Raw genomic sequence first — 21842 nt, 5'->3', positions numbered from 1 at the left:
CTGCTCCTACCAGGACCGGCTCAGAAGTCCCAGCGGGTGGTGACCATCAGGTTGCGTGGCTCGCCGTAGTAGGTGGTCTCGAAGTTGCCAAGCCCGGTCAGGTACACCTTGTCGAACACGTTGTTGGCATTGACCGTGAAGCTCAGGTGCTCGCTGTACTGGTAGCGGGTCATCAGGTCCACCAGGGTGTAGCCGCCTTGCTTGATGCGCGTGTAGTCGTTGGCGGTCGGGCTGTAGATATTGCCGTAGAACCCACTCTGCCAACGTAGCCCACCGCCGACGGTGACGCGGTCCAGGGCGCCGGGCAGCCGGTAGGTGCTGAACAGCCGCGCCACATGCTCAGGCTTGGTGGTCGCCAGTGGGAAGCCGAACAGGCGGTTGTCGTCGGCGTCGCGCGTGCGGGCGTAGGTGTAACCGGCGGTGATGTTCCAGCCTGGGGCCAGTTCGCCGGCCAGCTCCAGTTCGACGCCTTGGGTGGTGGCACCGTCGATGGCGGTGTAGATGCCCTCGTTGGTGACTGGGTTGGTGCCGACGGACGAGGCGACGTTGTCCTGCTCGATACGGAAGAACGCCAGGGTGGCGTTCAGCCTGCCATCGAAATAGGCCGCCTTCAGGCCTGCTTCATAACCATCGCCTTCCACGGGGTCGAGGGTGGCGCCATTGACGTCCTTGTAGACTTGCGGCTGGTAGATCGAGGTGTAGCTGGCGTACACCGAGTAAGTGTCGTCCAGGTCATAGACCACGCCGGCGTACGGGGTGACCACGCCGTGTTGCTTGTAGCTGGCGTGGGTGTCGTCCAGGGGCGAGGTTGGGTAGAAGTCCTGGTCATCGTTGTACTTGAAGGTGCTGACCCGGGTGCCGAGGATCACCGAGAGGTTGTCGGTGGGCCTCAGGCGGGTGGCCACGTAGGCGCCGTTCTGGCTCTGGGTGGTGGTGTAGTCGCCGTTTTTCGGGAATTCCTGTACCGGGATCTTGCCGTTCCAGTCGAAGATCGAACCCGGGACTTGGGCGAAGGCACTGCCGTCGTAGGTGTCACCGGTCTGGCGCGAGTGCGAGGTCATGAAGCCTGCAACCAGGTCGTTCTGACGGCCAAAGAGGGTGAACGGCCCGGAGACGTTCAGGTCTGCGGTGTTCTGCACACGGTGCCCTTCCCAGCGCCCCCAGTAGAAGAACATGCCTTCGCCGGTCGCGGGGTTGGGGTTGCCACCGCTGGCTGAGGCCAGGCGCGTGTCATGGTCGCTGATCATGTGGTTGAGGCTGAGCTTGACCTTCCAGTCATTGGCCAGTGCTTGCTCCAGCGAGCCGAAGTAGGTGGTGGCCTGGAAGTCGCGGCGGCTCCAGTCGGCCCCTGGGTTGTGTGCGCGTGAGAAGTCGGTGCGGCTACCGTCGGAGAAGTACGCCGGGTTACCGGTCCAGGAGGAGCCGCGCGGCGTGGTGGTCTGGTTGTCGACGCCGAACGTCAGCAGCGTGTCGGGCGTCAGGTCGGCTTCAAGAATGCCGTAGTAGACGTCTTTCTTCTGTTGGTAGTGATCCAGGTAGGACTTGCGGTCCTGGTACGCGCCGACGAAGCGGCCACGCACACTGCCGGTGGCGTTGAGCGAGCCCGAGATGTCACCTTCGGTGCGGTAGTTGTCCCAGGAACCGGCGCTGGCGGTGATCGAGGCCTTGAAGTCGTGGGTGGGCTTCTTGCGGATCAGGTTGACTGTGGCAGAAGGGTCGCCGGAACCTGTCATCAACCCGGTTGCGCCCTTGATGACTTCGACACGGTCGTAGGCGGCCATGTCGACATGGGTCGCGCCCTCGTCGTACACGCCGTCATAGATGGTGTTGACACCATCGTACTGGTAGTTGGTGATGGCAAAGCCGCGCGCGGAATACTCCATGCGCTCGCTGTCGTAGGCCTGCACCGAAACCCCAGGGGTATTGCGCAGGACTTCGCCGATGTCTTGCGAACCGTGGTCGTCGATGGCCTGGCGGGTAATCACGCTGACGGACTGCGGCGTCTCGCGCAGGGTCAGCGGCAGCTTGGTCGCGGTGGTCGAGCCACCGGTGGTGTAGGCGCCGGTGCCTTCGGTGATGTTGCCCAGGCCCTGGCTGTCGATGCGGCTGGGGGCCAACTCCACCACGTCACCTTGCTTGGCGGTGAGCAGCAGCGAGTAGCGGCCGTCGCTTTCCCGAATGGCTTGCAAGCCTGTGCCGCTCAGCAGAATCTGCAGCGCCTGGTCCACCGGGTAGTGGCCATTCAAGGCCGGGGAGCGCTTACCGCGCGTCCATTGGGTGTCGAACGACAGGACGATGCCCGCCTCGGCGGCGAACTGGGTCAGCGTCTCGCCCAGGTCGCCCTGCGGCAGGTGATAGTCATGCGCTTGCGCGGCACAGGCTGCGCCCGGCCCACCGAGCAGTGCAGTCAGCAGCAGGCAGGTGCGCAGGTCGGGCGCGCTGAAGGGCCTGAGAGTGAAGCGGCAGGTCATCGTCGAGTTTCTCTGGGAGGTAAAGAATCAGCCAGGGCTGGGGTTACCTATGAGTCGGATGAGCCGCGGCAAAGTGATCAGGCATTGGGTATTTTTTTACGCGGCGGTGATGGTTATCCAGAAACGGGTGCGGGTGTGCACGTGCACCGGCAGGGAAGTGGCCAGTGCCCGCAGGATCTGGTCGGTATCATTGAGCCGGTAGGTGCCGCTGATGCGCAGGCCAGCCACCGAGGGGGCGCAGTGCAGCCAACCTGGCCGGTATCGGGACAGCTCGTTGATGAAGGTGTCGAGGCGTTGGTCATTGGCGATCAGCAAGCCTCGTTCCCAGGCGTCTGCGGTGCTGGCGAGCGCTTCTACAGCAGAAAAGCCCTGGCCATCGAACTGGCGGCTCTGGCCGGCGTTCACCGCCATGGCCTGGCCTGAAGCCAGCGTCACCCGTGCCTGCTGGCCAAACACATCGAGCTTGCTGGTGTCATCGAGCACGCGCACGGCAAAGCGGCTTTGGCCAGCGTCTACGAGGCCGTGCCTGGTCACTACGCTGCAACGTTGCTGCGGCGGGACGGTGACCATGATTTCACCTTGGCGCAGGCGCACGTAAGGTTGTTCGCGGGTCTCATCGATATCCACTGCGCAGGCGCTGTTGAGCAGCACCGTACTGCCGTTTTTCAGGTTCAGCCAACGTTGTTCGCCCACGCGACTGCGCACGTCTGCAAACAGGGTTGAGTGCTGCATTTCGCGGTAGCTGCCCACGCCCAGTGCACTGCCACCGAGCAGCACCAGGCCGGCCTTGACCACACGGCGGCGGCTGGCGTGGCGGCCGTGCGCCGCGACCGACAGCACGCGCGTCGTTGCCGGGTTGTGGGTTGAGCTCATGCGTGTTTGCAAACGCTCGGCTTGCTGCCATGCCCAGGCATGGGCAGGGGCCGCGTTCAGCCACGCCTGCCAGGCACTGTAGTCACTGGGCTGCGCCTCACCGCTGTTGAGTTGGCTATACCAGTGCGCGGCCTGGCGCAGGGCGGCGAGTTGCTCGGCACTCAGGGCCATGTTCACTGGCCGTGGGTCAGGCTGTAGATCATGCAGTGCTCGGCCGCCTTGGCAACGTAGCGGCGCACCGTCACTTCAGAGATGCCCAGCTGGGTGGCGATGTGTTTGTAGGGCATGCCATCGACCTGCGAGAGCAAGAACGCTTCACGCACGTTGGCGCCGAGTGCTGCCAGCATCGCATCGAGTTCGAACAACGTTTGCAACAGCGACAGCCGTTGTTCCGCAGAGATGTCCAACGCTTCGGGTTGCTCGGCCAGCACCTGCAGCCAGGCCCGTTCCAGGTGCACGCGGCGCAGGTGATCGATCATCAGGCGACGGGCGATGGTGGCCAGGTAGCCCTTGGGTTCGCGGACCGCCTCGAGCTTGGCCGCGGCATCGGCTGCAGACATGACGCGAACGAACACGTCCTGCACAAGGTCAGCGGCCAGGTGGGTGCAGTTGACCCGTGGTTTCAGCCAACCGTGCAGCCACTTGCTCTGCGCACGGTAGAGCTGGCTGACCTGGGAATTAAGGGCTACGTCCGGGGTGCTCATCCATGCCGCCTGAAAAGAGTTGCAAATGTTAATGGTTCGCATTTTATGCAAACTGTTTCAGGCTTGGCAATGACCAGCGGGCCGACAGTGCCACAGGCTCACGGGGAGGTCGCGCGTTCCACGGCCTGCGCGCCGCGCGCTTTCCGGCCCCCACTGAAGCGTGTCAGTACGAGCCGGGTCAGCGTGTTCCAGCAGTACGTCACCACCACGCCACCGACAATGGCCAGCACCACCGCGAATACCGGTTGATCGAAGATGCGCTTTGCCAGCGACTGGAACTGGAAGTGCGTCAGGTAGATGAACAAGGTTGACGACGCGATCATCGCGCCTGCCCTGGCGACCGCGCCCGGCACGGGCACCGAGCGGAACCAGATCAAGGCGAGCATCGCCGGCAGGGCAATATCGATGTAACGGGCAAACGCCTGCCAGCCGATGCCGGCAATGGCCACAAGGTCCAACTCGGCGATCAGCAGCACCGCCACCGCACTGGCGACCGCTTTGCGCAGCGGGGTGTCGGCGTAGTGAATGGCCATGCCCAGCACCATGACTGCCAGGTAGTGCTGAGGCACCCGGTTGAGCAGTGCCGTGGCGTCGAACACGAAGCGGCTGAGCAGCACATCCGCCGCCACCAGCACACAGGAGGCCGTGACCAGGCAGCGAAACGGGTTGGCGATGATCGCCTGGCGCACACGCTTGAACGACAGGACGACGCCGAGGATCAGCAGCATCTGCACCAAGACTTCGATGTACCAGTAATTGAAGACCCCCACCTTGTCCTGCGTGAACCAGTTGGAGATCAACAGCAGTGATTGCCAGTGCACCCGGTCGAACAGCGCCTGCACCAAGACCGTGTACAGAAGGGTCGGCACCGCGATGGCGGCCAGGGACTTGAGCAGCATGCGCGCATCGCCGCGTTCATCGATGGCCTTGAACTGGAACCTGGCCAGGCTGATGCCGGAGATCAGGAACAGCACCGACGTTTCGCCTGCGATCCGCCATTCGGAAAACACATTCAAGTGCCCGACGACGATCAGGATGATGGCGATCATCCGCAGGAAAACCGGCACCTCCATGACCCGCATCGACCACTTGCTGGCCTTGGTGTTTTGCTCGGCCAGTTCGGCCAGGTCCTGTACCGGGATCATCTCCCAGCGATCCGGCAGGTGGCCGATCAGTTCTTCCAGCACCATCGAGGCGCGCACGAACGACAAGGAGTCGCCGCCGAGTTCGACGAAGGTAAGACGGGCATCGATGCGAGGGGCCTGAAGTATCTGCGCCCAGGCCTCGGTGAGTTTCAACGCCAGCGGTGACAGCGCCTGCGTGGCCCCAGAGGTGCTGTCATCGAAAGCTGCCGGCAAGGCGCGTTTGTCGATCTTGCCGTTGGGTGTGAGTGGGATGCTGGGCACGAATAGGAACATCGCCGGCACCATGTAGTCGGGGAGCATGCCCGCGATGGCCTGGCGCAGGTCAGCGGTCGCGAGTGGCTGTTCGGCAACGCAATAGGCGACCAGCCTGACCATCGCGTTGTCATGGTTGGCCAGCACCACGCATTGCTTGATGCGTGGGTGCCGAGTGATGGTGTTTTCGATTTCGGCCAGTTCGATGCGATGGCCGCGAATCTTCACCTGGCTGTCGCCGCGCCCCAGGAAGCTGGCGCTGCCATCGGCCAGGTAGGTGCCCAGGTCGCCGGTGCGGTAGCAGCGGTCGGCCGTGGCGCCGGTGAATGGGTTTGCCACGAACTTCTCTTGGGTCAGCGCCGGGTCACCCCAATAGCCCAGCGACAGGTAGGGGCTGCGGATCAGGATTTCCCCGACTTCACCCGCCTCGACCAAGCGGTTGGCCTCGTTGACCACCAACAGTTGCGCGCCGTCTATGCCTTTGCCCAGTGGGACTCTGGCGTTGTCCGCGTGCGGGTCGAGTACGTGGAAGGCCATGGCCTGTGGTGTTTCGGTGGTGCCGTAGAAGTTCACGCTGGTGGCGTTTGGCGCAATGGCGCAGATCTGCTGGTACAGGGTAGGGCTGAGGGCATCGCCGCCCCAGAACAGGTAGCGCAGGCGCTCGAACACTTGCCCGTTCATCCGCGCGCCGGTTTCGATCAACTTGCCCAGGGGTGGAGTGAGGTGAATGACGGACACGCCGTGGTCGTGGATCCAGGCGGCCAGGCGCGACGGGTCGGTCAGGGTTGACTGGGCCGGGCAAATGATTGTTGCGCCAATCGACAGCGGCGTGAACACATCCCGGTAAACCGGGTCATGGCCCAGGCCGGAAAGCAGTGAAAAGCAGTCGTCTTGGGTGAAACCATGGTGCTGGACATGCCAGTCGATGAAATGCACCAGCGGGGCGTGATGGGTGACGATGCCCTTCGGTTCGCCCGTGCTGCCTGAGGTGAAGGTGATGTAGGCCGGCTGCGCGGGGCTGACTTCGGGCAGGGGCGACGGCCTTGCAAAGTGTTGCAGCGCTTCGACAGGGGCGTGCGGCACGTTGACGAGGCGTGCGGGGCCAGGCTCGACGTCAGCGTCGCCACAGCGCAACACAAAGGCAGGTTCGAGTGTGCGGATGATCTGCCCGATACGCGCAGCAGGGTAAGCGGCGTCGGCGACGGTGAAGGTCAGCCCGGCGCGCAAGGCGCCGAGCATGGCATACACCAAGGCTGCGCCGCGGCTAGCGAAAATCACAACGCGATCGGAGCTGATGGCGCCGTTTTCGAGTAGAAAGGTGGCGATTCCCTGGCTGATCTGCTCAAGTTGTCGATAGCTGCAGGTAGCCTCATGGGCGATGATGGCGGTGGCATCGGGCGAGCGACTCGCCTGCTCCACAAAGGCCTGGAAGATCGGCCGCTCGGCACGGTACTCAAGGCTCAGCGTCGGGTTCGGGCGCATATCCGGCATGTTGTGTGTTCGCTCCGCATCAACGGCAGGTGGCTGGCTGGATAGCACAACGCTAGTGCAGGCCAACGAATGGCGCCAATGCACGTGCGCTATTTGCGTCGACGCCTAGCTGAGCTGCGCTGTCGCACAGAGAACAGTGGCAGATAACACAGGTCTTGTGGGAGCGGGCTTGCCCCGCGAATGGGGCCACGCGGAGCATGGCACCGGCTTCGCCGGTGTTCGCGGGGCAAGCCCGCTCCCACAGAGTTAAGTTTTTGTTCTATGGGAGAGTGCCCAGCCTCTTGGGGCTGCGCTGTCGCACAGAGAACAGTGGCAGATAACATTGGTCATTGTGGGAGCGGGCTTGCCCGCGAATGGGGCCACGCGGAGCATGGCACCGGCTTCGCCGGTGTTCGCGGGGCAAGCCCGCTCCCACAGAGTTAAGTTTTTGTTCTATGGGAGATTGCCCAGCCTCTTGGGGCTGCGCTGTCGCACAGAAAACAGTGGCAGATAACACAGGTCTTGTGGGAGCGGGCTTGCCCCGCGAAGGGGGCCACGCGGAGCATGGCACCGGCTTCGCCGGTGTTCGCGGGGCAAGCTCGCTCCCACAGAGTTAAGTTTTTGTTTTATGGGAGACTGCCCAGCCTCTTGGGGCTGCGCTGTCGCACAGAGAACAGTGGCAGATAACACAGGTCTTGTGGGAGCGGGCTTGCCCCGCGAAGGGGGCCACGCGGAGCATGGCACCGGCTTCGCCGGTGTTCGCGGGGCAAGCCCGCTCCCACAGAGTTGCCAGTTGCCCCCACAGAGTTCTCTGCTAAATGAATCGGAATGGGCTCCTGAGCAGACCCAAAACCTCAACCGGCCTGCAACGCCCGTGGCCGCTGGCTGCGTTGCTCGTCGTCGGCCACCGTCGCCTGCTGCAATTGGAAGCTGAAGGCAATCCGTGCCACGCGGCCACTCACCCCAGACAGCGCAGCTTCAAGCATCTCAACCTCCCCTACTAACCCATCGCGGGTGGCATGGGCAAAGTCGTCCCACAGGTACTCGTCGCCCGACAAGTTGATCTGCGTGGTCAGGTGGCGATACCCCGGCGCGCTGATGAAAAAGTGGATGTGCGCCGGGCGCTGGCCGTGGCGGCCCAACTGGTCCAGGCAGGCTTGGGTCGGGCCGTCGGTGGGGCAGCCGTAACCGCTGGGCACAATGCTGCGGGCGCGATAGCGCCCCTGGGCATCGGTGCGGATGCGGCGGCGCAGGTTGTAGTCCGACTGGCTGGAGTCGAAGTAGGAATACAGGCCTTGGGTATTGGCATGCCACACATCGACGATCGCACCGCTGATTGGCGTGCCGTCCAGGTCCAGCACCTGGCCTTCGAGCAGCATCGGCAGGCCCGGGTCGCGCCCGTCGTCAAGCCGCGCCTCGCCCTCGCACAGCGGCGCACCCGCCACATACAAAGGGCCTTCGATGGTGCGTGGAGTGCCGCCGGTGTGGCCGGTCTGGGCATCGCGGGCATCGCTGAGCAGGTCGAGAAAGTGCTCCAGGCCAAGGCCCGCCATCAACAGGCCGGCTTCGCTGCGGCTACCCAGGCGGTTCAGGTAGTCGACGGCTGTCCAGAACTCATCGTCGCTGATGGCCAAGTCTTCGATCAGCTTTGCGCTGTCTTGCAGTAGGCGCAGTACGATCTGCTTGAGCCGCGGGTTGCCCTGGTCGCTGCCAAAACCCGCCGCTTTTTCGAAGAAGGCCCGTACATCAGGTGATTGGGAAATCGCTACAGTCATGGTTGCCTCACCGGTCGTTGTTGTTATTGCGGTGAACTGCGTACAGCAAATGCGATGCCATGTTTATAACTAACTGATATTTAAGAAAGTATTTGTTTTAGACACGGTAGCCGGTGTTGCGCGCTCAATCATTTGATCAACCCGCGCCACGCCTTTTGTCCAAATGCTCAAGCCTTGCCGGCCACGCTTTCGCCCGGTGTTTTTTTCAGCCGATAAGCCAGGGCAGGGCGGGTCATGCCGAGCAGCCGCGCCGCTTCCGAAACGTTTTGCCGGCAGCGTGTCATGGCCTCCTGCATCAGTGCCTCCTCGACCGCATCCAGGCCGGTGCCGCTGTCGAAAATCTGCGCTACCCAGCCTGGCGTGGCTTGGTCGCTCGCCGCCACCAGCCGGCCATCGCTGCCAAGGCCGATGCTGTCGATGGCGGGCGGTGCATGGGGGAACAGCGCATCCAGGCCGATGCTCTGGTTCTCATCGGTGATGATCACACCGCGCTCCATGAGGTTTTCCAGCTCGCGAATGTTGCCCGGCCAGTCGTAGTGCAGGCACACCTCCATGGCCCGGTCGCTGAGGCCGCGGGTTTTCTTGCCGTAGCTTTCATGCAGGCGCCCGAGGAAGTGCTCGATGAGCAGCGGAATGTCCTCGCGGCGCTCGCGCAGCGCGGGGATACGCACCGGGAACACGTTCAGCCGGTAGAACAGGTCGGCGCGGAAACGCCCGTCCTTGACAGCTTGCTCCAGGTCTTCGTGGGTGGCGGCGATGACCCGCACATCCACCTGCCGCGTGCGGCTGTCGCCCACCCGTTCCAGCTCGCCCTCCTGCAGTACCCGCAGCAGGCTGGCCTGGGCGCGTGGCGTCAGCTCGATGATTTCGTCAAGGAACAGGGTGCCGCCGTTGGCCCGCTCGAAACGGCCCATGCGTGCCTGCTGGGCGCCGGTGTAGGCGCCTTTCTCGACCCCAAACAGTTCGGCCTCGATCAGGTCGGGCGGTATCGTCGCGCAGTTCAGCGCCACGAACGCCGCGCCAGCGCGCTCGCTGCGCAGGTGCAGGCTGCGGGCGATGACTTCCTTGCCGACGCCGGTTTCGCCCAGCAGCAATACCGAAGCCTTGCCCGAGGCGACCTTGTCGGTGAGCGCGCAGCAGCGCCGGTACACCGCCGACTGGCCGATGCCGTAGAACTGCCCCGACTCGTACTGCAGGCGCTGGCGCAGGTTCGCCACCTGCACCTGCAAGGATTGCAACTCGTCGATCACCGGGTCGCTCTGGAAGTAGCGCATGAAGGTTTCAGCGTCGTCCCATTGCTCCACCGGCTTACCGATGATGCGGCACTCGCTGGCGCCGCAACCGCGGCAACTGACCTCCTTGTACAGCACCTGGCGGCCGAGGAAGAACGAGCTGTAGCTGATCGCGTAACCCAGCAGCATCCAGCAGATCGGCTGCTCGGAATGCAGGTTTTCCTGCTGGCAGTTCTCCACTTCGAAGGAGTCCTGCCATTCGATGTCGGCGTAGAAATGGCCGTTGTCGAGGTCGATCTCCAGCTGCAACGGGCGGACCTTGACCATGCCCTTGAGCGAGTGCAACTGGGGGCCGATGAAGAACATCTCCACCGGGTTGCCAGTGGGGCGTAGCTTGCGTGCGAGCTCGGCGTCCTTGAGGCCGGACTGGTAGCCCAGGCGCAGGAAGAAGCCCTTGGCGCGCTCCACACCGAGCATCTCGATCAGCTCGCGGCGCATGCCGGCCATCATCGCCGCCTGCACCAGCAGCATGCGCTGCTCGTCCAGCCAGATCTTGCCTTCGGTGCCGAGGAAGCGCACCCGTTCGGTGAGGTCCTTCAGCGCCGGTGCAGGTTCCGGCGCCCTGTACTGGGTAATCATTCGCGTGCGCCCCTTGGTTGTAGTTGTATGGGGAATCGGCGCGTCCCGCTCAGGCAAGGGCGGGTGATGGTCGCGCCGGGACGACCTCGGTGATTCAGGCAAGGCCCGGGTCATCTCTTCTTTCTAAACCGCCTGAAACCTGCGCAAAAGTCAATCGCAGGTCGTGTTGGTCATTTGCTCGAAGTGCCATTGCGCGATTGAGCAAATGATCAATCGAGCGGGCGCGTCGGGTTGGTGAACGCGCTGCGGCTCAATTTTTCAAAAACAAAAAAACTGTTTTAAAACAATTAATTAGATTGTTTTTTCGGCTCTGGAGACAGGCCTGGCACAGCGGTTGCTCTAACCCTTGCAAGCCCTACCGGAGCACAACCGCATGACCCCAGCCACTACGCCCTTCGAGCAGATGCCGCGCTACGTCCGGGTACGCAGCGAAGCGGACGCCGCCTTTGTCGAGTTCGACTTTGCCATCGCTTACCCGGACCTGTTCGTCGAACTGGTCCTGCCACGCGCCGCCTTCGAGCGCTTCTGCGAGAGCAACCGGGTGCTGCACATGGACGCCGCGATGGCCGCTGCCGTCGATGCCGACATGCAGAAGTGGCGCTACGGCGAGCGCCACGACGAAAACGACTGAAGCGCCGTTCGACGGCGCATTGCTTCCCCACAACAACAAGTACAGGACGCCTTGCATGAGTATCGAGATCAAGACGGCCACGGTCGAGCCGATCCGCCAGACCTTCAGCCACACCCGCCGGCGTTTCGGTGACAAGCCTGCCAGCCGCTACCAGGAGGCCAGCTTCGACATCGAAGCCGCCAGCAACTTCCACTACCGCCCGCTGTGGCAGCCCGACAAGCTGCTCAACGACCCCAGCCGCACCGCCGTGTGCATGGCCGACTGGTACACCGTCAGCGACCCGCGCCAGTACTACTACGGCCCCTACGTGCAGGCCCGGGCACGGATGCAGGAGAACGCCGAGCACAGCTTCGCCTTCTGCGAAAAGCGCGAACTGCTGGCCAGCCTGCCCGAGGCGACCCGCGCCCTGATCGCCCGGCTGCTGCTGCCGCTGCGCCACGCCGAGCTGGGCGCCAACATGAACAACAGCGGCATTGCCGCCGATGCCTTCGCCACCAGCGTCACCCAGATGCACATGTTCCAGGCCATGGACCGCCTGGCCATCGCCCAGTACCTGTCGCGCATTGGCCTGCTGCTCGAAGACGACGGCCTCGCGCTGCTGGCCGAGGCCAAGCAGCGCTGGTTGGACGAGCCAGCTTGGCAGGGGCTGCGCCGTTATGTGGAAGACAGCCTGGTGGTGCAGGACTGGTTCGAACTGACCCTCGCCCAGAACCTGGTCAGTGACGGCTTGCTGTACCCGCTGCTGTTCGAGCACTTCGATGCACAACTGGTGGCCGCCGGGGCAGGGCAGGTCGGCATGCTCACCGAGTTCATGCGCCTGTGGTTTGCCGAGAGCCAACGTTGGGTCGATGCGCTGGTCAAGACCGTGGTTGCAGAGAGCCCGCACAACCGTGCGCTGATCGAAGGCTGGGTGGCCCAGTGGCGTGTGCGCGCACTGCAAGCGTTGCTGCCCCTGGCCGAAGCCGGCCCTGGCCGCGACGCCCTTGATGCCATCGACAGCGCCTTTGGCGCACGCCTGAAAAAGCTCGGCCTCAACGGAGACGCCGCATGACTTCCCTTGTGTACATCGCCTTCCAGGACAACGACAGCGCCCGCTACATCGTCGAGGCCATTACCCAGGACAACCCGCACGCCGTGGTCCAGCACCAACCCGCGATGATCCGCGTGCAGGCCGAAGGGCGCCTGGAAATCCACCGCGCCACGGTGGAAGAAAAGACCGGCCGTGAATGGGACGTGCAGGAAATGCTGATCGACGTGATCACCCTGGGCGGCAACGTCGAGGAAGACGAAGACTGCTTCGCCCTGCACTGGAACTGATCCGCACAACGACAAGAATCCGGAGTACCACCATGGCCGCCAAACGCCTCAACCAGAAAGACAAATACCGCTGCCTAACCCGTGACCTGGGCTGGGAACCAAGCTACCAGAGCAAAGACGCGATCTACCCTTACGAGCGCTTCGAGGGCATCAAGATCACCGACTGGGACAAGTGGGAAGACCCCTTCCGCCTGACCATGGACGCCTACTGGAAATACCAGGCCGAAAAAGAGAAGAAGCTGTATGCGATCTTCGATGCCTTCGCCCAGAACAACGGCCATCAGAACATCTCCGATGCCCGCTACGTCAATGCCCTGAAGCTGTTTCTCAGCGGCGTCACACCATTGGAATATCAGGCTTACCAGGGGTTCGCCCGGGTCGGCCGGCACTTTAGCGGTGCCGGTGCGCGGGTGGCCTGCCAGATGCAGGCGATCGACGAGCTGCGCCACGTGCAGACCCAGGTGCACGCGATGAGCCACTACAACAAGCACTTCAACGGCCTGCATGACTTTGCCCACATGCACGACCGGGTGTGGTTCCTCTCGGTACCCAAGTCGTTCTTCGAGGATGCCCGCACGGCTGGCCCGTTCGAGTTCCTCACGGCCATCTCGTTCTCCTTCGAATACGTGCTGACCAACTTGCTGTTCGTGCCGTTCATGTCGGGTGCCGCGTTCAACGGCGACATGGCCACGGTAACGTTCGGCTTCTCGGCGCAGTCCGACGAGGCCCGGCACATGACCCTGGGACTGGAGGTGATCAAGTTCCTGCTTGAGCAGCACGAGGACAACGTGCCGATCGTCCAGCGCTGGATCGACAAATGGTTCTGGCGTGGCTACCGGCTGCTGACCCTGGTCGGGATGATGATGGACTACATGCTGCCGAACAAAGTGATGTCCTGGGCCGAGGCCTGGGAGGTGTACTTCGAGCAGGCCGGCGGCGCGCTGTTCAAGGACCTGGAGCGCTATGGCATCCGCCCGCCGAAGTACGTCGAGCAGACCACCATCGGCAAGGAACACATCACCCACCAGGCCTGGTCGATCTTCTACCAGTACAGCCAGGCCACCAACTTCCATACCTGGATCCCCACCGACGAGGAACTGGACTGGCTGTCGGCCAAGTACCCGGACACCTTCGACCGCTACTACCGGCCGCGTTACGAGCATTGGCGTGACCTGCAGGCGCGCGGCGAGCGCTTCTACAACCCGACCCTGCCGATGCTCTGCCAGATCTGCCAGATCCCGCTGGCCTTCACCGAGCCGGATGCGCCGACGCAGCTGAGCCACCGCAGCCTGGTGCACGAAGGCGAGCGCTACCACTTCTGCTCCGACGGCTGCTGCGACATCTTCGCCTACGAGCCAGAAAAGTACGTGCAGGCGTGGCTGCCGGTGCACCAGATCCTGCAGGGCAACTGCGGCGGCGGCGATGTCGAGGCGGTGGTGCGCGACTACTACAACATCGCCCCCGGCCAAGACAACTTCGAGTACCAAGGCTCGCCCGAGCAACAGCGCTGGGAGGCGCTGCAGAGCGCCGAGCGCAAGCACGGCTGAAGCGTCGGAGCGGCTGAAATGCCAGGGCGCCTTGCCGCGTCCTGGCCCTTACAAGAACAAGAGGAACATTGCCATGCCCGTGACCGCCATCGGCACATACACCGCCCAGCCCCTGGACCGCCAGGCCAACTTCCACGGTGCCCAGCTGGTGTACCTGTGCTGGGAAAACCACCTGCTGTTCTGCGCCCCCTTCACCCTGCCCGTAGCCCCTGAAATGCCGTTCGGGGACTTCATCGAGCAGGTGGTCAAGCCGGCCATTGCCTTGCACCCCGATGCCGCGCAGGTCGATTTCGCTGCCGTGCGCTGGCGTCTGGACGAACAGCCGTTCACCCCTGACCTGTCTTGTGGGCTGGCCGCCAACGGTGTTGTCCACAAGAGCCTGCTGCACCTGCATACCCCCGGCCTCGAAGGCCTGGGCGGCAGCCATAACTGAGGAGCGCTGCCATGAGCTATCAAGTCACCATAGAACCCACCGGTGAGCAGATCGAGGTGCAGGAGGGCCAGACCATTCTCGAGGCTGCACTGCGCCAGGGCGTGTGGCTGCCATTTGCCTGCGGCCACGGCACCTGCGCGACCTGCAAGTGCCAGGTGCTGGAAGGTGAGGTCGACCTGGGCGCGGCGTCCTCCTTTGCCCTGATGGACATGGAACGCGACGAGGGCAAGGTGCTGGCCTGTTGTGCCATTCCGCAAAGTGACCTGGTGATCGAGGCCGACATCGACGTCGACCCGGACTTCGCCGGCTTGCCGGTGCAGGACTACCGCGCCGTGGTCACCCAGCTGGTTGAGCTGTCGCCGACCATTCGCGGCGTGCACCTCAAGCTCGACCGGCCGATGGCGTTCCAGGCCGGGCAATACGTGAACCTGCAACTGCCTGGCATAGAAGGCACGCGCGCGTTCTCCCTGGCCAACCCGCCCGACCGGCCCGACGAGGTGGAGTTGCACGTGCGCCTGGTGGAAGGCGGCGTGGCCACCGGGCATATCCACCGCCAGCTCAAGGTAGGCGATGCACTGGACTTGTCCGGCCCTTACGGGCAGTTCTTCGTGCGCAGCTCGCAGCCGGGCGATTTGATTTTCATCGCGGGCGGCTCGGGGCTGTCGAGCCCGCAATCGATGATTCTCGACCTGCTGGCGCGGGGCGATACGCGACGCATCACCTTGTTCCAGGGGGCGCGTACCCGCGCCGAGCTGTACAACCGCGATCTGTTCGAGGCGCTGGCGGCCCGCCATGCCAACTTCAGTTATGTGCCGGCCCTCAGCCAGGCAGCCGAGGACGAGCAGTGGCAGGGTGTGCGCGGCTATGTGCACGACGCCGCCAGGCAACATTTCGACGGCCGCTTCAATGGCCACAAGGCCTACCTGTGCGGCCCGCCACCGATGATCGATGCCGCCATCAGCTGCCTGATGCAAGGCCGCCTGTTCGAGCGCGACATCTTCATGGAGCGCTTTTACAGCGCTGCCGACGCTGCCACTGAAGGTCAGCGTTCGGCGCTGTTCAAACGCATCTGACTGGCTCATTGCCCGGCACCTCGTCTGCGGGGCGCCGGCGTGCACCCGACCGATAACAACAACAAAGGTTGACCCGATGAACCCGAAGCTTGCCCACCTGCTACGCCTTGGCGCCTGCGCCGCCCTGTTCGGCGCTGCCAACCTGTCCCATGCCACCGAGGGAGGCGGTACGTCCTACCCGTTAGGTGCCGAAAACTACATGTCGGGCGCCATGCCGCCGCCGGGCTTCTATGGCCAGTTGTTCGTCAACCATTATGAGGCCGACAACCTGCGTGGTAACGACGGCAGCAAACTGCCGGTGGACTTTCGCGTGCGCGCCAATGCCATCGTGCCCCGCCTGATCTGGGTAAGTGACTACACGGTGTTTGGCGCCAGCCTAGCGCTGCACGCGATTGTGCCGCTGGTGGACCTGAAGGTTTCGCTCAATGGCCAATCGCAGCACAACCAGGGCCTGGGTGACGTGATTTTTGGTCCGGCACTGGGGTTTCACCACAGCGACAAGTTCCACAGCATCCTGGCCTTTGACATGATTGCCCCCACAGGCCGCTACGACAAAAACGACCTGGCCAACCCCGGACGTAACTACTGGGTGTTCGAGCCGGTGTATGCGATGAGCTACGTCGACCCCGCTGGGCTCAACCTGGATGCCAAGGTGATGTACGACTTCAACCGCAGCAACCCGGATACCGATTACCGGTCCGGGCAGGAGTTTCATGTCGATTATGCGGTGGGGTGGGGGTTAGGTAATGGGTGGGTGTTGGGGGTGGGGGGGTATTACTACCGCCAGACCACCGACGACCGCCAGGATGGCGAGCGTATCGAGGACAACAAAGGGCGCAGCTTCGCCATCGGGCCGTCGATCAAGTACAGCGGCGAGGGAGGGTGGTTTGTGACTGCGAAATGGTCGAAGGAAACCGAAGTGCGAAACCGTGCTCAAGGGGATGCGTACTGGGTGAAGCTGACGTTGCCGTTCTGACTTTCAGGGAAACTGCCCGGCCTCTTGGGGGCAGTCCACATTGTGGGAGCGGGCTTGTCCCGCGAATGGAGCTACGCGGTGCATGGCACCGGCTTCGCCGGTGTTCGCGGGGCAAGCCCGCTCCCACAGAGTCGCCGCTAAATCAATGAGCAAGACAGTTGCTCCCATAGAGTCGCTGCTAACTCAATGCGTTGAGTTTTGCTCTATGGGAGCAGGCAATCGATTCAGGCAACATCCACCAGCACGATCTCGCTGTCCTCGATGGCCGTAACCCGCAATATGTCCTCTTGCTCGATCGCCACGCCATCACGCGCCTTGGCCCGCAGCCCGTTGACCTCCACCAACCCCTTGGCCGGCACCAGGTAACCACGGCGCCCAGCATCGAAGCGGTACTCGGCGCTTTCCCCGGCACGCAGGGTCGCGGCCACCAGCCGTGCGTCGGTGCGGATCTGCAAGCTGTCTTCGTCACCTTTACGCCCGCTGGCCAGGGTCACGAAGCCTTCGCCGCGTTCGCCTGTGGGGAAGGGCCGGGTGCCCCAGGTCGGCGCATCGCCCACCCGCTCTGGTATGACCCAGATCTGGAAGATGCGCGTATCGACATCTTCCAGGTTGTACTCGCTGTGGACGATTCCGGAGCCTGCACTCATCACCTGCACGTCGCCCGCTTCGGTACGGCCTTTATTGCCCAGGCTGTCCTGGTGGGTGATAGCGCCTTCACGGACGTAGGTGATGATTTCCATGTCACGGTGTGGGTGCGGCGGGAAACCACTGCCAGCCGCGATCAGGTCATCGTTCCAGACCCGCAGGTTGCCCCAGTGCATGCGGGCCGGGTCGTGGTACTCGGCAAAGGAGAAATGGTGGTGGGCATCGAGCCAGCCGTGGTTGGCGTGGCCGAGGCTTTCGAACGGTCGCAGTTGCAGCATGGTCGTGCTCCTTGAATCAGTGGAATGACGCCATGATGCGGCAAAGAAAGATCGAAAATAAGCGTAAATATCGGCTAATAATGATCGATTAATAAGATTGGTTAGGCTGTAGCTTTTTATCCGCTTCATCGCCTAATCCACTGATCTGCAAGCATTCGCTGGTGATTTTTGATGGATGCGGCGAACATGGCACGCTGATTTTTGTATTCCATCGGAGTGACCGTGGCCCACGAGCATCCCCAGGCGCCTGCCGACCTGACCCCACCTGCCCAGTTACCGTGGTTTCGCCGCCTGGCCGCCCGCCTTCTGGGGCGGGGCCTGACCCGCCTGCAAGCCCAGCATCGCGACTCCTGGTTCCTTGGCCACGCCACGGGGCAGCGCAGTGGCCATGCCGACGGGGTGCACGAAGGCTTCGAACGCGGGCGGGTGGAAGGCTACGAGGCGGGGCGCCAGGTGCTGGTGATCCGCGATACCCGCCCCGACACCGCCGCCGTGCCCGGCCAGGACGACAACCTTTTCGACGATTGGCGCCTGCCATTGACCGCCGAGTTGAAGAAGCGCTTCAAGGCCGATGTGGCCCAGCGCCTGCCGGCCGAGGCGCAACCGAGTGCGGCGCAGTGGAAGCTGATTTTCAGCGACACCCCGTCCACCTGCGTGGTAGCCGGGGCAGGGGCGGGCAAGTCCACCTCGCTGGTGTTGCGCATTCTGCTGCTGCGCCATTACCTGGGCTACGAGCTGGACGCAATGACGGTGGTTACCTTCACCCGCGAATCGCGCAAGGACTTCATCAAGCGCCTGCTGCAGGTGTTCGCCCTGTGGCAGATCGACTTGCAGCCCGCGCTGGCCCGTGAGCTGGTGCGCACCTTCCATTCGCGCATCTTGCCGCTGGTACGCAGCCTGCCAGGCTTCAGCCAAGTACGTGCGTTCGAAACACTGGGCAACGAGATGCCGGCGGGCCGAGAGGCCGAGGCCGAAAGCAACCCGTTCGACCTGCGCCTGAACGATGCGCAGCGCCAACAGCTGAACCTCTGCTACAGCACCTTGCTGGGCGAAAACCCGCGCTTTGCCGAACTCATTGGCCTGCTGCGCAGCGAGGCGCTGCAGCTCAAGCCGCTGGACCCTAACCACCCAGATGTGCAAAAACGTGCACAGGTGACCCAGTTGGCCGCCCAGCGCGACGAAGAGCTGTGCGACGTGATCGAGGACCTGTGGTTCGCCGCGGGCGCCTGGCCGATCAAGGGCATCGAGCCGTGCCGCGACACGCTCGAGATCCGTGGCAGCCGCTTCCATGTGCATGGCCGCCTGCAGGGGCAGGGGGCCTGGGTGGTGCTGGGTTTCGACCCTGCGGAAAGCGCGCAGTACCAGCGCCCCGGCGCCAAGCTGGCAGTGCGTGCCGAGTGGGCGGTCAAGCGCACCCTGTTGCAGGCGTTCTGCGACAAACCGCTGATCTGGCTGGACAACTACGCGGCCGCCCGGCGCCTGGCCGCCTCCCTGGCCGGTGATGCGGTGGCCGGCCCGGGCTTCGAGTACAAGGTCAAGGGCGAACTGGCCCCGGCGCCGCTGCTCGACGCCTTTGTCGGTGCCGCCAACTTCATCGAAAACCTGGGGCTTGACGTGAACAGCGCCGTGGCGGCGATGAGCTTCCCGGCAGGCGACAGTGACGGCCTGTTTTTTGAAGCCCTGGCGTTGTACTGGAAAGCCCTGGAGGCGCACCTTTTGAGCCAGTCGCCGCCAGTGATGAGCTACAACCGCATGTTTGCCCTGTTCGGCGAGAACAACCCGGAAAACCTGCAACTGCTGCCCGACCCGTTGCTCAGGCCCCTGGCCCACCTGATGATCGACGAGTTCCAGGACGTTTCGCCGCAGATCGTCAGTTGGCTGCGTGCCAGCCTTGCCGAAATCCGCCGGCGTGGGCCTCTGATGCACACCGGTCGAAATGCCCAGCATTCGTCGTTGTTGTGCGTGGGGGATGACTGGCAATCGATCTATGGCTGGCGCGGCAGTTCGCCGAAGTACTTCATGGAGTTCACCAAGGCATTCGTGTCACCGGCCAACACGCGGGTGATGATGGTGGAGAACTACCGCTGCCAGCAGCAGGTTATCGATGCGGCGGAATTTCTGGTCAAGGGCACACCAGCGATCACCGGCAAGAAGGCCCGAGCCAGTGGGCCTGCGGCCGAGCTGCCCGGTTCGCCGGTCAAGGTGTTCGACCGCGACGAAGCCGCGCTGGGCGAGACCCTCATCGAGCATTATCAACGGGGCGAGACAGTGATGATGCTGTACCGCAAGGGCAGCGACAAAGCGCTGATGAACGAACACCTGCAGGCCGTGCTACACGCCGAGGCGGCTTTGCCCGCCGAACAGCGTCGGCTGCGGCAGCTGACGTATCACAGTGCCAAAGGCTTGCAGGCTGATGCGGTGTTCATGCTCGGCGACTGCCAGTACCTGACCAGCTCGCCGTACAAGAACCAGGTGTATCGGCTGGCTGGCCTGGGTAAACCCGGTGATGCCCAGGCATTCGATACGGCGCAGAAGGAAGAAGTGCAGCGGCTGGCCTACGTCGCGGTCACGCGCGCGGTCAGGCACTGCTACTGGCACGTGGAAGCGGCCAATAGCGAAGCGCCTGCGGCTCCGCGTGCGTCGAGCCAGGTGGATGGCCGGCAGGCCTTCTTCGAAGACCTGCGCGGCCAGTGATGCCATCGGGGCATCCGCTTGAGTGCGAGGGTCGGTGACGGCTAGGTCACGGTCGGTGATGGGCCAGTAATTTGACGCCAGTTAAGCCAAGGTTACCTGTCGGAGCCTGCGGGCCCGGCGTTAGGGCTGTCGCTGGTGACGGGGTCGAAGGAGGCCGGCGGCGTATTCGGCCTGGTGTGGTCGTACCAGGCTTAAAGTCAGGAAGCGTACCCATGCGTTCACCATCGACACCCAAGGATCACCTGCTTGACCTCAACGGCATCGAGATTGCCGTGCGCTGCTGGGGGCCGGAGGACGGTATTCCCGTGCTGGCCCTGCACGGATGGCTGGACAATGCCGCCTCGTTCGAGCGCCTGGCGCCGATGCTCGAAGGCTGCTTCGTGGTCGCCCCCGACCTGGTCGGCCATGGCCGCTCGGCCCATCGCCGCCATGACAGTGGCTATTACCTGTGGGAGCACGCCCAGGACATGCTGGCGGTGACCGATGCGCTGGGGCTGGCGCAATTTCATGTGCTGGCCCACGGTATGGGCAGCGGCGTCGCTTCACTGCTCGCGGCCATGACCAGCGGCATTGTCAGCATGGTGTTCCTCGATGGCATGGGGGCGCCGTTCACGGTCGCCGAAGATGACCGCGTACAGCACCTGGCCCGGTCCTATCGGCTCAAACGCATGGTGCAACGCAGCCAGCTGCAGGGTTTTTCCGAGCCGGACGGCAGCCGCTTCGATAGCCTTGCCGCCGCCTTGGAGCAACGGCGCACGCGGCTGGATGGCGAGCTCTCGGAGGGCGCCGCACGGCTGCTGGCGCAGCGCGACCTGTTGCAATTGGGCGATGGTTATTGCTGGCGCCATGACCCGCGCCTGGTGCTGCCCGAGCCCATGCCGTTGACCGAGCGCGAAGCCTGTGACCTGCTCAGCCAGATCAGCTGCCCGCTGTATTTGATGTTCGGCAGGCAGGGCGCATTCAGCGGCAACGCTTATGCCCAGTGCGAGGCGGCTTTGCCCAGCCACGCGCGGGTTTCGTGGCACCCCGGCGGGCACCACTTCCACCTTGAAGCACCGGATCGGGCCTTGGTCGATCAACTGCTGCGGCTGCTGGCGCGTCACGAAGGGGGCCTGTTGCAACGCTTGGTCAATGAGTAGCGAGCACGCCGGGTAGTGGGCTATGGTGGCGGCAGACATTCGTGCAAACGCCACAAGGAGCCCCGGCATGCGACCGTTCACCATCAAGCACATCGACCACCTCGTCCTGCGGGTCAGCGACCTGCCGCGCAGCATTGCCTTTTATGTGGATTTGCTGGGCTGCTCGGTCAGCAGGGTGCGTGAAGACTTGGGCATGGTCCACCTGGCCACCGGCGCGGCGATGATCGACCTGGTTACGCTGGACGGTGTTCTGGGGCAGCCGGGTGGCGCCGCGCCGGGCGCACAGGGGCGTAACTTGCACCACTTTTGCCTGCGCATCGAACCCTTCGATGAGCAGGCGTTGACCGCTTACCTGCGCGCTGCGGGCGTGCAGGTGGAGCCAGCCGAGAAACGCTACGGCGCCGAGGGCGAGGGGTTGTCGTTGTACTGCTTCGACCCTGATGGCAACCAGGTCGAGCTCAAAGGGCCGGTGCCGGAGGGGGCATGACTTGATGTGCAGGCGCCAGCGTGATTCGGCTGTTACCGGGCATCCTCTGCAATAGCCCGCA

At 63.6% G+C, this 21842-nt stretch carries 17 protein-coding genes; 10 read left to right on the top strand and 7 right to left on the bottom strand.

Annotated features, from left to right (window positions below):
• Positions 1–20: 20 nt before the first annotated feature.
• From ACSSU5_RS00485 to ACSSU5_RS00460, 6 genes are all read right to left on the bottom strand, one after another.
• Positions 21–2471 (bottom strand): TonB-dependent siderophore receptor, encoded by a 2451-nt coding sequence (locus ACSSU5_RS00485; protein WP_264312773.1) that lies wholly within the window; start codon positions 2469–2471, stop codon positions 21–23.
• Positions 2472–2567: 96 nt separating this feature from the next.
• Entirely contained in the window at positions 2568–3515 is a 948-nt protein-coding gene (locus ACSSU5_RS00480) for a DUF4880 domain-containing protein (RefSeq protein ID WP_264312774.1), read from the bottom strand.
• Between the two features lie 2 nt (positions 3516–3517).
• Positions 3518–4048, bottom strand: coding sequence for a sigma-70 family RNA polymerase sigma factor (locus ACSSU5_RS00475; protein ID WP_264312775.1), 531 nt, complete (start codon positions 4046–4048; stop codon positions 3518–3520).
• 98 nt (positions 4049–4146) lie between these two features.
• Positions 4147–6936: an amino acid adenylation domain-containing protein gene (locus tag ACSSU5_RS00470; protein ID WP_492560360.1), complete on the bottom strand. Its 2790-nt coding sequence runs from the start codon at positions 6934–6936 to the stop codon at positions 4147–4149.
• An 833-nt stretch (positions 6937–7769) separates the two neighbouring features.
• Complete coding sequence (catA, locus tag ACSSU5_RS00465; protein WP_492560359.1) at positions 7770–8690, bottom strand: catechol 1,2-dioxygenase; 921 nt, start codon at positions 8688–8690, stop codon at positions 7770–7772.
• 167 nt (positions 8691–8857) lie between these two features.
• Positions 8858–10561, bottom strand: a complete 1704-nt coding sequence (locus tag ACSSU5_RS00460; RefSeq protein WP_264312778.1) for a sigma-54-dependent Fis family transcriptional regulator — start codon at positions 10559–10561, stop codon at positions 8858–8860.
• 373 nt (positions 10562–10934) lie between these two features.
• On the opposite strand from ACSSU5_RS00460, the gene ACSSU5_RS00455 reads away from it, so the two are divergent.
• The 7 genes from ACSSU5_RS00455 (at position 10935) to ACSSU5_RS00425 (ending at position 16538) form a co-directional block, all read left to right on the top strand.
• Positions 10935–11192 (top strand): phenol hydroxylase subunit, encoded by a 258-nt coding sequence (locus ACSSU5_RS00455; RefSeq protein WP_264312779.1) that lies wholly within the window; start codon positions 10935–10937, stop codon positions 11190–11192.
• A gap of 55 nt (positions 11193–11247) precedes the next feature.
• Complete coding sequence (locus ACSSU5_RS00450) at positions 11248–12243, top strand: aromatic/alkene monooxygenase hydroxylase subunit beta (protein WP_264312780.1); 996 nt, start codon at positions 11248–11250, stop codon at positions 12241–12243.
• Positions 12240–12509 carry an MmoB/DmpM family protein gene (locus ACSSU5_RS00445; protein WP_099428932.1) on the top strand — a complete coding sequence of 90 codons (270 nt, stop codon included), beginning with the start codon at positions 12240–12242 and terminating at the stop codon, positions 12507–12509. Before ACSSU5_RS00450 ends, ACSSU5_RS00445 begins: the two co-directional genes overlap by 4 nt.
• 32 nt (positions 12510–12541) lie before the next feature.
• Positions 12542–14056: an aromatic/alkene/methane monooxygenase hydroxylase/oxygenase subunit alpha gene (locus tag ACSSU5_RS00440; RefSeq protein WP_492560358.1), complete on the top strand. Its 1515-nt coding sequence runs from the start codon at positions 12542–12544 to the stop codon at positions 14054–14056.
• Between the two features lie 73 nt (positions 14057–14129).
• Complete coding sequence (locus tag ACSSU5_RS00435) at positions 14130–14489, top strand: phenol hydroxylase subunit P4 (protein WP_264312782.1); 360 nt, start codon at positions 14130–14132, stop codon at positions 14487–14489.
• An 11-nt stretch (positions 14490–14500) separates the two neighbouring features.
• On the top strand, positions 14501–15562 hold the full coding sequence (locus tag ACSSU5_RS00430; RefSeq protein ID WP_492560357.1) for an NADH:ubiquinone reductase (Na(+)-transporting) subunit F: 1062 nt from the start codon (positions 14501–14503) through the stop codon (positions 15560–15562).
• Between the two features lie 76 nt (positions 15563–15638).
• A complete protein-coding gene (locus ACSSU5_RS00425) occupies positions 15639–16538 on the top strand; it encodes a SphA family protein (protein WP_264312784.1) in 900 nt (299 codons plus the stop codon).
• Between the two features lie 224 nt (positions 16539–16762).
• Here the strand turns inward: ACSSU5_RS00425 and ACSSU5_RS00420 are convergent, their stop codons facing one another.
• Positions 16763–17461 carry a pirin family protein gene (locus ACSSU5_RS00420; protein WP_492560356.1) on the bottom strand — a complete coding sequence of 233 codons (699 nt, stop codon included), beginning with the start codon at positions 17459–17461 and terminating at the stop codon, positions 16763–16765.
• Between the two features lie 222 nt (positions 17462–17683).
• Between ACSSU5_RS00420 and ACSSU5_RS00415 the strand changes: the two genes are divergently transcribed.
• The 3 genes from ACSSU5_RS00415 (at position 17684) to ACSSU5_RS00405 (ending at position 21781) form a co-directional block, all read left to right on the top strand.
• Entirely contained in the window at positions 17684–20155 is a 2472-nt protein-coding gene (locus ACSSU5_RS00415; RefSeq protein WP_264312786.1) for a UvrD-helicase domain-containing protein, read from the top strand.
• Between the two features lie 212 nt (positions 20156–20367).
• Positions 20368–21294: an alpha/beta fold hydrolase gene (locus ACSSU5_RS00410; RefSeq protein WP_492560355.1), complete on the top strand. Its 927-nt coding sequence runs from the start codon at positions 20368–20370 to the stop codon at positions 21292–21294.
• 67 nt (positions 21295–21361) lie between these two features.
• Positions 21362–21781 (top strand): VOC family protein, encoded by a 420-nt coding sequence (locus ACSSU5_RS00405; RefSeq protein WP_492560354.1) that lies wholly within the window; start codon positions 21362–21364, stop codon positions 21779–21781.
• The last annotated feature ends 61 nt before the right edge of the window (positions 21782–21842 follow it).

Source organism: Pseudomonas sp. E1MeOHC2 (genome assembly GCF_058745025.1).
This window is presented reverse-complemented; position numbering and strand designations above follow the sequence as displayed.